This is a genomic window from Thioclava arctica, from assembly GCF_040892615.1.
In the GTDB taxonomy this organism is placed as follows: domain Bacteria; phylum Pseudomonadota; class Alphaproteobacteria; order Rhodobacterales; family Rhodobacteraceae; genus Thioclava; species Thioclava arctica.
On the sequence record NZ_JBFRYC010000003.1, the window covers coordinates 379,273 to 392,577 of the forward strand.

Sequence of the window (13,305 nt, forward strand, 5' to 3'; positions counted from 1 at the left end):
TTAGCATTTCATTAGGGCAAGCTGTGCAATCTAGGACCTGCATCAAATGTGATGGCGCGTCGCAATAAAACGCAGCGCAACGGTCAGAATGACATGAGCGCCGTTTCAAAGAACGGCTTAGAAAATCTGGCGTAAAGCGCCAAAAAATTAGGAATATGACATGTCCAGCATTCTGACGAATACCAGCGCAATGGTCGCGCTGCAGACTCTCAAAGGCATCAACTCGGGTCTGGCGATGACCCAATCGGAAATCTCGACCGGTAAATCGATTTCCTCGGCCAAAGACAACGCCGCTGTTTGGGCGATTTCCAAGGTCATGGAATCTGATGTGAAGGGCTTTTCGGGGATCTCTGACAGCTTGGCACTCGGCGAATCGACGGTTGCCGTTGCGCGTCAGGCGTCGGAAACCGTGACCGACCTTTTGACCCAAATGAAGGGCAAGATCGTCGCGGCCCAAGAAGAGAACGTCGATCGCACCAAGATTCAAACCGATATCCAAGCGCTGACCGATCAAATTAAATCGGTTGTCGGTGCGGCTCAGTTCAACGGCCTGAACCTGATCGACGGGACGAGCAGTGATTCGATGAACGTCCTTTCGTCGCTTGATCGCGACTCGAGCGGGAACGTAAACGCCAGCACGATCAACATCGGGCGTCAAAACCTGTCGGTGACCACGCCGGTCACGGCGCAGAACTTTGGTGCGGGAGATCTGGCAGCCGCTGCACCGGATTACATTTCGGGCGCTGGTACGACCCAAACCGCGGCAGCCAGCGCGCTGACAGCGCCGGCAACGGTTACGGCAAGCGGTGGCACCGCGACTGTCACCGTTGGCCAAGTCGCTGCAGGCATCGGTTATGAGATGGCTCTCGACGGTCTGGACATCAAGACAGCAGATGGCAGTACCGCCAACGGATCTCGTACCTTCCAATACGTTGCCGGGGATTCCGATGGTACGGCCGATGTTGCTAAGAATTTGCTGAATCAGATCAACTCCTTCTTCGAAGCGGCTACTGATGGCAGCTACACTGCTGTGCTTGGGGCGACTGACAATCAAATCACGATCACCAACAACTCGGGTACAGATATCGATGTCGGTCTGCGTGCCACGAGTGGCGGGACCGCAGGCACCGATGCTGCCTCTGGTGGTTTGGGAACGCTGGCCAATATCGACGTGACTTCGGACGCTGGTGCGACCGCAGCCCTGAGCAATATTGAAACGCTGATCGGCAAGTCGATTGATGCCGCCTCAGCTTTTGGTTCTGCTGAGGGGCGCATTCAAACCCAGTCCAGCTTCATTTCCAACCTGTCGGATTCGATGAAATCGGGGATCGGCGCGCTTGTCGATGCGGATATGGAAGAGGCATCGGCCCGTCTGCAAGCCCTGCAGACCCAGCAACAGCTGGGTATTCAGGCGCTATCGATTGCGAACCAGCAGCCACAGAACATCCTGTCGCTGTTCCGCTGATGACATAGGGGGGCGCCGAAACTGGCGCCCCCTTTCACCGCGGAAAAGCCGCGATCTGATGTATCCAGTCACAGGAAGGATTTCCCGTGTTCGCTACGACTCTGGCCAAAACGGCCTACGCCAATCCCGGACAACCTGTCCGCACCGCGCGTGGCACCGAATTCGAACTTTTTGCGCGTATCACACGGCGCTTGAAACAGGCCTCCGATGCCAGCAAGGCGCAGTTTCCTGCTCTGGCCGCGGCGGTTTATGACAACCGCAAGCTGTGGACGGTGCTCGCCTCGGATGTTGCTGACCCTGGCAATAGATTGCCTAGCGACCTGCGCGCGCGACTTTTTTATCTCAATGAGTTCACGCAAGTGCATAGCCGCAAGGTTCTTTCCGGCGATGCCTCGGTTGATGTTCTGATTGACATCAATACCGCAATCATGCGCGGTTTGCGCCAAGAAGGAGGCGCAGCATGAGCGGCCTTGTTCTGAAACTTGCACCGAAAGAGCGTGTGCTGATCAATGGTGCCGTGATCGAGAATGGCGAGCGACGCTCGCGCCTTGCGATCATGACGCCCAACGCACATATCCTGCGGCTGCGTGATGCGATTCACCCCGAAGAGGTCAACACCCCGGTGCGCCGCGTGTGTTATATTGCGCAGCTCGTGCTGTCGGGCGATGCCGACCCGGAGGACGCCAAGATGCAGCTTCTGCGTGGGATCGAACAACTCAGCCAGGTGCTGACGGATCATGATAGCCGGGCGCAGTTGAACTCGGCCAGTCACGCAGTGCTTGACGGGCAGCCCTATCAGGCGCTGAAATTTCTGCGCAGCCTGTTGCCTCGGGAGGCGCGGCTTCTAGCCGCACATCCGCAATGAGCTATCAGCCGATCGTACCTTTCAGCGGCTTTGCCGGGTGGAGTTTTCTCAATCGCACGATGGAGAAGCAGCAGGCGGCGTTTTCTGCCTCAAGCGAAATCCAGCGCAACGAGGATTATTTCCGCGAAAAGATCGGCTCTATCAAAACAGCAGAAGAGCTGGTGGGCGATCGCCGGCTCTTATCTGTCGCGCTGGGCGCGTTCGGTCTTGACGATGATATCGACAACAAATTTTTCATTCGCAAGGTGCTTGATGAGGGCTCTCTGGATGGCGACGCGCTTGCGAATAAACTCTCTGACAAGCGTTACTTTGCTTTGACGCAGGCCTTCGGATTTGGTGATTACACCACGCCACGCACGGTTCTCTCGAATTTTCCTGACGAAATCTTGGGTCAATATGAGACACGCCAGTTCGAAATTGCCGTTGGCAATAGCGACAATGATATGCGTCTTGCGTTAGCCTTGCAGCGCGACCTGCCCGCGTTGGCGGCTAAAACGAATACTGAGACCACGAAATGGTATTCTATTATCGGGTCGTCAACGATGAGCACGGTGTTTCAAACAGCACTTGGCCTGCCTAGGAGCGTTGGCTCGCTTGATGTCGATGCGCAGGTGAAGATGTATGCGGCAAAGGCAGATCAGCTTTTTGGCTCGAGTGACCCGGCGCAGTTCAGCGATGGCGAAAAGCTAGAAAAGCTGACGCGCGACTTTTTGCTACGTTCGCAACTTAGCACGAGTGGTTCAATCAGCTCAGGCGAAGCCGCGCTAACTTTGCTGCAAAACGCCTCGAGCGGAAGCTTGTCGCTGCTGCTGTAACGATCAGCCAAATCCCGGAGCAAGTCGAATCTCGCCAGTCACGATCCCACGCCAGTTTTTCTGAATTCCCGTAAGCCAGGTCTCTACCGTTGGGTGGTTGCGATCCAGCACGCCTTGGCGGATCAGAAGCGCTGTAATCGCAGCTTCCGAAGCGCGGGTGGCGCCATCCATGATCTTGAGGGCAATGCCACGCTTTTGCTCTGGCAGGATTGCGATATAGACAGCTTCGGCCCCCGTTTTCACGGCCACTCTGCTCCCCATTGCGCGCATCAATTCGGTGCAGGCGCGCCCGTCATTGGCAACCATTTCAGGAAAGGTCGCCATCGCTTGTGTCAGCCGGGCGGCGGCGCGCTCGCGTGTTGAACCCTCGGGGTTGGCGGCCGCGAAGAATTGCATTGCGCGCGCCAGACCAGTCACCGTGGTTGCGAAATTCGGCGCAGAACAACCGTCAATCCCGAAACCGGGAGAGGTCACATCGGTCACCTCTTCAAAAGTGGTCTTGATTATCTGCTGAAGCGGGTGGGTCACTTCGACATATTCCGAGCCGCCGCGCAAATGTCGGTTCAGCGTGAGAAAGCCAACATGCTTGCCCGAACAATTATTGTGCAGCTGACAAGGGGCCTCATGGGAACAGACCAGCCGCGTTTTTTCGGCCGTGTCCCACGGCATATGCGTGCCGCAGCGCAAGTCTTCCTCATGCATGCCCAAGCCTGCCAACCACTCGGCGGCGGCATCGCGATGCAAGGCCGCGCCGGAATGACTGGCGCAGGCAAAGGCCAGCTGGCGTTCGCTCAATCCGGCTGCATCCGCCGCCCCGCTTTCGACCAAAGGTAACGCCTGAATCATTTTCACCGAAGAGCGCGGGAAAATTACCGCTTCCGGATCGCCCCACGCCTCTTCAATTCCATCAGGTCCGAAGACCACGGCATGGCCCGCGTGAACGGATTCCAGTATCCCACCACGCCAAAATTCGATCATTGGTGCTGCAGTCATGGTCATGCTCCTAATCTAATGGGCGATTTCTCGCCAACCAGGGGTTTTCCCTCTAGGCATTTATCGGTTAAACAGGTGTTATCGAGTGGAAAACGCATCCGCCAGCAAGAAAAGGGTGATCAGCCCGGGCGATGTAGAGGCAAACGGCAGCTGGAGGCTGTAAGCATGAAAAATATGTGTCTGCGGGTCGTGACCGTAATTGGGCTCACGTTTGGGGTGGCGCATAGCGCGGTCGCGCAAGAAAGCACCAACCGTGTCGCCGCGGCGACTGACTGGAGTGTCTTCGTCGACGACAATCCCAAGGAATGTTGGGGCGTGTCCAAGCCGAAGAAAACGGTCAATACCAAGGATGGCAAAGTTGTGCAGGTGCGGCGCGGCGACATCTTGTTGTTCGTGACCTACCGACCGGGCAAGGCGCCGGAAGTGTCGTTCCGAGGCGGCTATCCCTTTGCATCGGGCTCAACTGTCGAACTGGACGTGGGCGGGCAGAAGTTCACACTCTTCACGGATGGCGAAGGTGCCTGGGCTGGTTCTCCCGATGAGGATGCCAAGGTGATCGCTGCCCTCAAATCGGGGAGCGATGTGACCCTGACAGGCCATTCGGGCCGGGGCACTCAGACCCAGGATAACTTCTCGTTGATGGGCTTTACCGCGGCCACTGAAGAGGCTGCGACGCGCTGCAAATAAGTGCGGCGATTTTGCATTAGGCGCCCTGGCCGCTGGTCGGGGCGTTATTTTTTGGTTTTTCCCTACACGCGCTGGGGTGAATCCCCTATATGAAGCCCTTGATTCCAAGGAAATGCGCCATGACCCAGCCCAACGCACCGATTACGCAAGACGTGCATACGATCCCGCGCAAACTGCCCGAGGGCGGCAAGATCAATCTTGTCGGCCTGACTCGCGCGCAGATGAGCGAAGCTTTGATCGCAGCGGGCACCCCCGAGAAGCAGGCGAAAATGCGTGTGGGGCAGGTCTGGCAATGGATTTATCATTGGGGCGTGCGCGATTTCGCGGCGATGACCAACCTCGCAAAAGACTATCGTGCAATGCTGGCTGAGCAGTTTGAAATCACCTTGCCCGAGATCGTGACAAAGCAGGTTTCCGAAGATGGCACGCGCAAATATCTGCTGCGCATCGCCGGCGGGCATGAGGTAGAAGCCGTCTACATCCCCGAAGAGACGCGCGGCACCTTGTGTATTTCCAGTCAGGTTGGCTGCACGCTGACCTGTTCGTTCTGTCACACCGGCACGCAAAAACTGGTGCGCAACCTCACGGCGGGCGAGATCGTCGGTCAGGTCATGGTGGCGCGCGACGATCTGGGCGAGTGGCCCGAAAAGAACAGCCCCAAGAATGAGACGCGGCTGGTCTCGAATGTCGTGCTGATGGGCATGGGCGAACCGCTGTATAATTTCGACAATGTGCGCGATGCGATGCAGGTCGTGATGGACAATGAGGGGCTGACGCTGTCGCGCCGCCGCATCACGCTGTCCACGTCAGGTGTGGTACCCGAAATCGCGAAGACGGCCGAGGAAATCGGCTGTCTGCTGGCGGTATCTTTCCACGCGACCACCGATGAGGTGCGCGACCGCTTGGTGCCGATCAACAAGCGTTGGAACATCGAGACACTGCTGAACACCCTGCGCGAGTACCCGCGGCTGTCCAATTCCGAACGGATCACGTTCGAATATGTCATGCTCAAGGGCGTGAATGACAGCGACGAGGATGCGCGCCGTCTGGTCAAGCTGATCAAGGGCATTCCTGCCAAGATCAACTTGATCCCGTTCAACGAATGGCCCGGCGCGCCTTATGAGCGCTCTGATTGGCAGCGCATCGAAAGCTTTGCCGACATCATCTACAAAGCCGGTTACGCCAGCCCGATCCGCACCCCGCGCGGTGAAGATATCATGGCTGCCTGTGGTCAGTTGAAATCGGCAACCGAGCGGTCGCGCAAAAGCCGCGCCGAGATCGCGGCGGAGGCCGGACTGTAAGGGAACTTAGCGTCCTCTCGCTGCATTGTCCCCCAAAGGGACAATAGACTGGAGAGATCATGACGCGTGAGGCTATCGCCCCGTTGCCGCAGCCCGATACGGCCGATGGAACGCCACGCCGCATCGGTGTCGAGATTGAACTGGCCGGTCTGACCGAGAAGCAAATCGCGCAATTGGCCGCCCAGAATCTGGGCGGCACAGCCCGACGAACCTCTGGCAATGACTGGGAAGTCGCGCAGAGTGCGATTGGGAGATTGCAGATCTATCTCGACATCTTTCTGCGCAAAGAGGCCGATAGCGCGTTCAAAGAGATTGGCCTCAAGATCGGGCGCGAGGTGATTCCGGTCGAGATTGTGACCGAACCTTTGGGCCGCGAGGGCATGTTACAACTCTCTGATTTCATAGCATTGCTGCGCAGAGAAGGGGCGAAGGGAACGGGACAATCGCTGCTGTTTGGGTTTGGATTGCATCTGAACCCCGCCATTGCGAGCGCGCAAGATCGTGACATCGTGCGCCCGCTTCTGGCCTATGCCTTGATCGAGGAATGGATGCGCGAGCTGCACCCGATTGAGCGCACCCGCGAGTTGCTGCCCTTCACCGCGCCCTATCCGAAGAAACTCATCGCCGAACTGGCGCGGCTTGGCCCGAATGCCAGCTTAGAGGCCGTAATCCGAACCTATCGCGCGGCCACGCTGTCACGCAATCACGGCCTTGATATGCTGCCGATCTTTACCCATCTGCGCCCCGATCTGATCGCGCCCGAGGAGGGCAAGGGCGGCACAGTGTCTCCGCGTCCAGCGTTTCATTTTCGTCTGCCCGACTGCCGGATCGACGATGCGGATTGGTCCCTTGATACCGAGTGGCGGCGCTGGTGGCGCGTCGAGGCGATCGCCGCAGATACCACATTGTTGTCTGATCTGTGCCGCGAGTGGTTGGCGGCAAAAGAGGGGCTGACGCTGCTGGGCGACAAATGGGTCGCGCGGTGCGACACAGTTTTGCATGGCGCGGGGCTATTATGAGGCCATTGATCGGCATCTCGACCTCGCGCCGCACTGGCTGGCGGGTCTATCCGTTCCTTGCGCTGGGCGTGTGGCTGGCCGGCGGGCGGTCCGTGCGTTGGCAAGCGGGAAAGCCCGTGCAAGTGACATGCGTTGACGGCATTATCGTGGGCGGCGGCGATGATATTTCCCCTGAACTTTACGGCGGCGAGTTGGTCGCCAGCGCGGTTCTGGATCCAGCGCGCGACGATCTGGAGCGCTGTCTGATTGACGAGGCGATGGCGCAGGGCAAGCCGGTTTTGGGGATTTGTCGCGGGGCCCAGATGCTCAACGTGGCGCTGGGGGGCGATCTCTATCAAGATGCCTACGGGCATTTCGGTGCGCGCAAACACTCTACGATTCTACCCAAGAAGGACATTCGTATCAGCCCTGACACGCGGTTGGCGGCGCTGGCGGGAACCGCGCCGATGCGCGTCAATGCGCTGCACAGTCAGGCGGTGAACCTACTGGGCGATGGCTTGCGCGTGGCTGCGCGCGACACGTCGGGCATGGTGCAGGCGGTCGAGCGGATCGAGGAGCCCTTTGCGCTGGGCGTGCAATGGCACCCCGAATATCTGACCTATGCGCGCAGGCAGCGCGCGTTGTTTCGTGCCCTCGTGGCGGCGGCGCGTGCGCATGTCGCCGCGCGCGCGCAACTGCCCGAGGTCAGCGCCGAGGCCAAGGCCTAGCAGGCCTCGTAATCCCAGCCGTCGATCACCGCCGCGGCCTCGGCGGCGGTTTCGACAAAGCTCACCAGATCAAGGTCTTCGGGCGAGATCGTGCCCGCCTCTTTCAACCGATCCCAGTTGATGATCTCGCGCCAGAATTCGCACCCAAACAGGATGAACGGGATCTTTGCCATCCGCTTCGTCTGGATCAGCGTCAGCGCCTCGAACATCTCATCAAGCGTGCCAAACCCGCCGGGAAAGACGCAAACGGCCTTGGCGCGCATCAGGAAATGCATCTTGCGGATCGCGAAGTAGTGGAAGTTGAACGCCAGGTCGGGCGTGACATAGGCATTGGGCGCCTGTTCATGCGGTAGCACGATATTCAACCCGATGGACTGTCCGCCCGCCTCATGCGCGCCGCGATTGCCCGCCTCCATCACGCCGGGGCCGCCACCGGTGCAGATCACGTTCTGGCGGCCATAATCTTGCATCGAGCGTTCGGTCATTTCATATGCGAATTTCCGTGCCTCGTCGTAATAGCGCGTCAGTTCCGCCAGATAGGGCGTTTTGGCGCTGTCCTTGTTTTCAGGCGCGGGAATGCGCGCGCCGCCAAACATCACGATGGTTGATTCAATCCCGCGTTCATCCATGATCAGTTCGGGCTTGAGCAACTCCAACTGCAGACGCACCGGGCGCAGTTCTTCGCGCATCATGAAATCGGTGTCGGTGAAGGCAAGACGATAGGCGGGCGCGCGCGTTTGCGGCGTATCCGGGATGCGGTTGGCGGTGGCGGCGTCTTCCTGACTGTCGCGGAACGGGTGGCGGCGATCGTCTTTCATGGATGTCCTGCTCATTGCGCGTTGGGCTTTGACCAACTATAGCCTGATCTCGATAAAGGCCACCTGAAAGAGGAAGACCGACATGTCCAACGCCGCGCTGGAAACCGCCATCGAAGCTGCATGGGAAGCCCGCGACACGATCACGCCCGCCACCAAGGGCGAGACGCGTGAGGCGATCGAGGACACGCTGAATGCGCTGGATCGCGGCGCGTTGCGCGTGGCTGAAAAGCAGGCTGACGGCAATTGGCATGTCAATCAATGGGCGAAAAAGGCGGTTCTGCTGGGCTTTCGCCTGAAGGATATGGAAATGCAGCCGGGCGGTCCGCAAGGCAGCAGCTGGTATGACAAGGTCGACAGCAAATTCGAAGGCTGGGGCGATAACGAATGGAAAGCGGCCGGTTTCCGCGCCGTTCCCAACTGTATTGTGCGCCGCTCGGCCTATATCGCGCCGGGCGCGGTGCTGATGCCGTCTTTCGTCAATCTCGGCGCCTATGTTGATACCGGCACGATGGTCGATACTTGGGTGACGGTCGGGTCTTGCGCGCAGATCGGCAAGAACGTGCACCTCTCGGGCGGCGTCGGCATTGGCGGCGTCTTGGAGCCGATGCAGGCTGGCCCCACGATCATCGAGGATAACTGCTTTATCGGCGCGCGTTCCGAAGTGGTCGAAGGCTGCATCATCCGCGAAGGCTCGGTGCTGGGCATGGGCGTTTATATCGGCCAGTCGACCAAGATCGTGGATCGCGAAACCGGCAATGTGACCTACGGCGAAGTGCCGCCCTATTCGGTGGTTGTGTCGGGCACGATGCCGTCGAAAAACGGGATCAACCTGTATTGCGCAGTGATCGTGAAGCGCGTCGATGCCAAGACGCGCTCGAAAACCGGCATCAATGAACTGTTGCGTGACTGATGAGCGAACAGCCCGAAAAACCCGCCAAGAAACCCTCGCGCCAGCAGGTTTTTACCCTGCTGGTCGAGGTCGGCCGCGCGCCTAATGATGGCTTGCCCAAAGGGGCCTCGGGGGCGGGCTTGCTGTGCTATGCCAGCGGCGTTGATGAGGCCGAGGCGGTGCGCGAAACCGTGGCGATCCTCAAGCAGGCCGAGCTGGCGCCGCTGGATGTGACGGGCTACGGCACGATTGCCGAGCGCGAAGAGCAGGGCCATGAAATCCCCGATGAGGAACGCGAGTTGATGGGTCGCGCATTGGCGGAAAACTCGGTGATCGTCGCGCAGATGACGCCTTATTACGGCGACGACAAGAAGCCTCTGCAATAAACCGCCCGCGGCACCGAGTTCCGTTGAAACGCGCCCTGCGCCTGTTAGACTGTTTCGAAATGGCAAACATTCGGGCAGAACATGGCAAACCTTTCCTATCTTATCCCTCTGAGTTTCGTGGCATTTTCCGGGCTGGCCGCCTGTGCCGGTCCCCCCGAATCTTCGCCGCGCCCGATGGCGAAGGGGGCAACCCCGGTGGCTGATGCGATCCCCGCCGCCGATCCTGCGACCGAGGCGCGTTTTGAGGCGTGGCTTCGGGGGTTCAAATCGCGCGCGATGGCCAATGGTATCAGCGACGCGACGTGGACCCGCGCGATGGCGGATGTGCGCTATAATCCCAAGGTGATCGAGCGCGACCGTTATCAATCGGAATTCACCAAATCCATCTGGGATTATCTCGATAGCGCGGTTTCGCCCGAACGGGTGGCGACCGGCCAGCAGATGCTGCGCCAATATGGCCCACAGCTGAACGCGATCGAAAAGAAATACGGCGTCGACAAAGAGGTTGTCGTTGCGATTTGGGGCATGGAAAGCCGCTATGGCGCGCATCGCGGCACCACCGCAATCATCCCCGCACTGGCGACGCTGGCCTATGACGGGCGGCGCGGCGAATTCTTTGCCAAGCAGTTGATTGCCGCGCTCAAGATCATCCAGTCGGGCGATGTCGATGAACGCCACATGACCGGATCATGGGCGGGCGCGATGGGCCATACGCAGTTCATCCCGACCTCATATGAGGCCTATGCGGTCGATTTCACCGGCGACGGCAAGCGCGACATCTGGTCGAATGATCCGACCGATGCGCTGGCCTCGACGGCGGCGTATCTGGCGCGCTCGGGTTGGTCGAAGGGGCAGCCTTGGGGGGTCGAGGTCGCCTTGCCTGCGGGCTTCAATTACAGCCTGACCGGCAAGGGCACCAAGAAGTCGCCCGCGCAATGGGCGGCACTGGGTGTGCGCTCGGCGACGGGCGGGTCGATTGCGAATTACGGCCCCGCCTCGATCCTTGTGCCTGCGGGGGCGAAGGGACCTGCCTTCATGATCTTCGGGAATTTCCGGGCAATCTCGCGCTACAATGCCGCCGATAGCTATGTGATCGGGGTCGGGCATCTGGCGGATCGTATCAAGGGCAAGGGGCCGTTCGTGCGGGACTGGCCGCGCACCGGCAAGCCGCTGAGCGCGCCGCAGAAGATCGAGCTGCAGGAACGGCTGACGGCGGCGGGCTATGATACCGATGGCACCGATGGCAAGATCGGGCCGAACACGGCCAAGGCAATCGTGGCCTATCAGAAGGCCAATGGGCTTGCGCCCGATGGCTATGCCACGCTGGAGCTGTTGCAGACCCTGCGCTAGGGCTGCGGGCTGACACCGATGACGGGGGCGTGTAGGGAATAGAGCGCGCCCCACACGCCTACCGCCACGATCAAGCGCAGCGGCGAGGGCAGGGCTTTTGGCCGCCAACGCCCGCACAGTAGCGCGGCAAAGGGGATCAGGGCTGTGTGCGCGCTCAGCCTTTGCCAGTCCGCTGCGCCCCAGACACGGCGCTTGCGCGCCTCAAGCGCGCGAATCCCAGCGCCGGTGAACAGCGCAAACGCTCCGAACAGAATAACATGTGCCAGATCGCCATTGGCAATCAGATGCGCGCTTGCCCACAACAGGATCGCCCATAGCAGCGGTTGGCGGGTCAGCCCTGCGATGCCCGGACGGGTCGGGTCGAACCCACTGGCGCGCCCTTCAAAGGCGAAGGGATTGGGCGCGCCCACCCCGTAGCTACCCAGCACAATCGCCAAAGGCATCGCGATATTGACCAGCCAACGCGCCCAACTGTCTTGCGACCATAGCTCGACATAGGGCGCGCGCCCGGCGGCAAAGATCAGCCAAAACAGCAGCACGGTCGAGAGTGTGGAAAACGCAATCGTCCAGCCGCGCGCACCAAGGGTCGCAACCAACACGCCCTTGAGGCGCGGCATCGACGGGATCGCGTGCGAGGCGAGAAAGGCAAATCCCGCCAGAAAGAATTCACCCCAGCCGTTCATCGCACGACCTTTTGCTTGGACAGCTGTACGGCCAGAATGCCCCCCGCAATCACCGCAACCCCCAGCGCATCATGCCAATCCAGCGGATCGCCCAGAACGACCGCCGCAATCGCTACGCCAAAGACTGGCGTGAGGAAGTGGAACGTCGCTGCGCGCACCGCGCCGATCCGCCCGACCAATTGAAACCAGATCCAGGTCGCGGCGAGCCCCGGCACCAGGACCGTGTAGATAAATGCGGTGGCAAGCTTGGGTGTGACATCTACCGCAATCGCCTCGGTCAGCCCCGAGACCACGGCCAGCACCGCTGCCCCGATGAGCATCTGCAATCCCACAACCATCAACACGCCGCCCCCGCCGGAACTCGCTCCGCGTACGGTGAGTGTGGCCACCGCAAGTGCAAGCGCGCCAAAAACACACAGCATCAAGCCATAGGGGTCCACTCCGCCTTGCAACCGCGCGCCCATGATGATCGCAACGCCCGCAAACCCTGCGATCAGCCCGATCAGCCCCAAAGGAGAGAGGCGCTCGCGAAACACAATCCAGCCCAATGCGCCCACGATCAGCGGCATGGTCGAGGCGATGATCGCCGCAACCGAGGCCGCAACCGTTGTCATCGCGACCCAGTTAAAGCCCAGATACAGCGCATTCTGGCAGATCCCGAACAGGATTGTGGCGCGCCATTGTGCCCGGTTCAGCCGCCAGCTTTGTCCCAGCGCAAGGGCTAGCACGATGCCCAGCACACCGGAGATCAGAAAGCGGAAAGACAGCGAGGCAAGGGGCGGTGCCTGAGCTACGATAATGTGGGTCGATGTAAAGGCCGACGACCACATCAGGGCAAAGGCCAACCCCATTCCGATAGAGCGCAGATCCATACGTCCCCCAAAGCGTAATGTCGGCAATGAAAAGGGCCGCCTGCGTCATTGCGCTAGCGGCCCTGTCTGTCGTGTGTCCCTCGTTAAGCGAGAGGGGATCAGGCGTTGACGCTGTCTTTAAGCGCTTTGGCCACGGTAACCTTGACTTGCTTGTCGGCGGGCTTTTGCATCTGCTCACCGGTAGCGGGGTTGCGCACCATACGCTCGGGACGCTCGCGGCAGTAAACTTTGCCAATGCCCGGAAGGGTCACGGCACCGCCTGCAGCGACTTCTTTGGTGATCACGTCGGTCATCGCGTCCAGCGCGGCCGAGGCGGTTTTCTTGTCGGCGTCCATTGCTTCGGCGAGTGCAGCCACAAGCTGTGTCTTGGTCATCGGTTTCGACATATTTAATCCTCTCTTCGCCCCGCTTGGCCGGGGTCAATTTCGTCCGCATCACGCGGTTGGTCGGCAATG

General features: G+C 59.9%; 16 protein-coding genes. 11 read left to right on the plus strand and 5 right to left on the minus strand.

All coding sequences use genetic code 11. The features are described from left to right. Positions 1–160 precede the first annotated feature (160 nt). From AB4874_RS07445 to AB4874_RS07460, 4 genes are all read left to right on the plus strand, one after another. Positions 161–1,465 (plus strand): flagellin N-terminal helical domain-containing protein, encoded by a 1,305-nt coding sequence (locus tag AB4874_RS07445; protein WP_368391502.1) that lies wholly within the window; start codon positions 161–163, stop codon positions 1,463–1,465. 86 nt (positions 1,466–1,551) lie between these two features. Continuing rightward, complete coding sequence (gene flaF / locus AB4874_RS07450) at positions 1,552–1,929, plus strand: flagellar biosynthesis regulator FlaF (RefSeq protein WP_368391503.1); 378 nt, start codon at positions 1,552–1,554, stop codon at positions 1,927–1,929. Further along, positions 1,926–2,330, plus strand: a complete 405-nt coding sequence (gene flbT, locus AB4874_RS07455; protein ID WP_295535645.1) for a flagellar biosynthesis repressor FlbT — start codon at positions 1,926–1,928, stop codon at positions 2,328–2,330. The genes flaF and flbT overlap by 4 nt, the downstream gene beginning before the upstream one ends. Next, positions 2,327–3,145: a DUF1217 domain-containing protein gene (locus AB4874_RS07460; RefSeq protein WP_368391504.1), complete on the plus strand. Its 819-nt coding sequence runs from the start codon at positions 2,327–2,329 to the stop codon at positions 3,143–3,145. Before flbT ends, AB4874_RS07460 begins: the two co-directional genes overlap by 4 nt. 3 nt (positions 3,146–3,148) lie before the next feature. Here AB4874_RS07460 and AB4874_RS07465 read toward each other — a convergent pair whose 3' ends face one another. Next, positions 3,149–4,138 (minus strand): asparaginase, encoded by a 990-nt coding sequence (locus AB4874_RS07465; RefSeq protein WP_368391505.1) that lies wholly within the window; start codon positions 4,136–4,138, stop codon positions 3,149–3,151. A gap of 165 nt (positions 4,139–4,303) precedes the next feature. Here AB4874_RS07465 and AB4874_RS07470 point away from each other — a divergent pair, with 165 nt between their 5' ends. The 4 genes from AB4874_RS07470 to AB4874_RS07485 all read left to right on the plus strand — a co-directional run bounded on the left by AB4874_RS07470 (position 4,304) and on the right by AB4874_RS07485 (position 7,852). After that, positions 4,304–4,825, plus strand: coding sequence for an invasion associated locus B family protein (locus AB4874_RS07470; protein ID WP_368391506.1), 522 nt, complete (start codon positions 4,304–4,306; stop codon positions 4,823–4,825). Between the two features lie 119 nt (positions 4,826–4,944). Continuing rightward, complete coding sequence (rlmN, locus tag AB4874_RS07475; RefSeq protein WP_295535656.1) at positions 4,945–6,126, plus strand: dual-specificity RNA methyltransferase RlmN; 1,182 nt, start codon at positions 4,945–4,947, stop codon at positions 6,124–6,126. 59 nt (positions 6,127–6,185) lie between these two features. After that, on the plus strand, positions 6,186–7,145 hold the full coding sequence (locus AB4874_RS07480) for an amidoligase family protein (protein ID WP_368391507.1): 960 nt from the start codon (positions 6,186–6,188) through the stop codon (positions 7,143–7,145). After that, positions 7,142–7,852, plus strand: a complete 711-nt coding sequence (locus AB4874_RS07485; RefSeq protein WP_368391508.1) for a gamma-glutamyl-gamma-aminobutyrate hydrolase family protein — start codon at positions 7,142–7,144, stop codon at positions 7,850–7,852. The genes AB4874_RS07480 and AB4874_RS07485 overlap by 4 nt, the downstream gene beginning before the upstream one ends. On the opposite strand, the gene AB4874_RS07490 is transcribed toward AB4874_RS07485, so the two are convergent. Next, positions 7,849–8,670 carry an LOG family protein gene (locus AB4874_RS07490; RefSeq protein ID WP_368391509.1) on the minus strand — a complete coding sequence of 274 codons (822 nt, stop codon included), beginning with the start codon at positions 8,668–8,670 and terminating at the stop codon, positions 7,849–7,851. The genes AB4874_RS07485 and AB4874_RS07490 overlap by 4 nt on opposite strands. 82 nt (positions 8,671–8,752) lie before the next feature. On the opposite strand from AB4874_RS07490, the gene dapD reads away from it, so the two are divergent. From dapD to AB4874_RS07505, 3 genes are all read left to right on the plus strand, one after another. Further along, a complete protein-coding gene (gene dapD / locus AB4874_RS07495; RefSeq protein ID WP_368391510.1) occupies positions 8,753–9,580 on the plus strand; it encodes a 2,3,4,5-tetrahydropyridine-2,6-dicarboxylate N-succinyltransferase in 828 nt (275 codons plus the stop codon). Continuing rightward, on the plus strand, positions 9,580–9,945 hold the full coding sequence (locus tag AB4874_RS07500) for a DUF8846 family protein (RefSeq protein WP_368391511.1): 366 nt from the start codon (positions 9,580–9,582) through the stop codon (positions 9,943–9,945). The genes dapD and AB4874_RS07500 overlap by 1 nt, the downstream gene beginning before the upstream one ends. A gap of 81 nt (positions 9,946–10,026) precedes the next feature. Then, on the plus strand, positions 10,027–11,295 hold the full coding sequence (locus AB4874_RS07505; protein WP_368391512.1) for a lytic murein transglycosylase: 1,269 nt from the start codon (positions 10,027–10,029) through the stop codon (positions 11,293–11,295). Here the strand turns inward: AB4874_RS07505 and AB4874_RS07510 are convergent. From AB4874_RS07510 to AB4874_RS07520, 3 genes are all read right to left on the minus strand, one after another. Beyond that, the gene (locus AB4874_RS07510) at positions 11,292–11,978 is read right to left on the minus strand and encodes an NnrU family protein (RefSeq protein ID WP_368391513.1); all 687 of its coding nucleotides are present in this window, start codon (positions 11,976–11,978) and stop codon (positions 11,292–11,294) included. The two genes, AB4874_RS07505 and AB4874_RS07510, sit on opposite strands and share 4 nt — an antisense overlap. Further along, positions 11,975–12,850, minus strand: coding sequence for a DMT family transporter (locus AB4874_RS07515; RefSeq protein WP_368391514.1), 876 nt, complete (start codon positions 12,848–12,850; stop codon positions 11,975–11,977). Before AB4874_RS07515 ends, AB4874_RS07510 begins: the two co-directional genes overlap by 4 nt. Before the next feature lie 98 nt (positions 12,851–12,948). Next, positions 12,949–13,236, minus strand: a complete 288-nt coding sequence (locus AB4874_RS07520) for an HU family DNA-binding protein (protein WP_038130385.1) — start codon at positions 13,234–13,236, stop codon at positions 12,949–12,951. Positions 13,237–13,305: the final 69 nt, after the last annotated feature.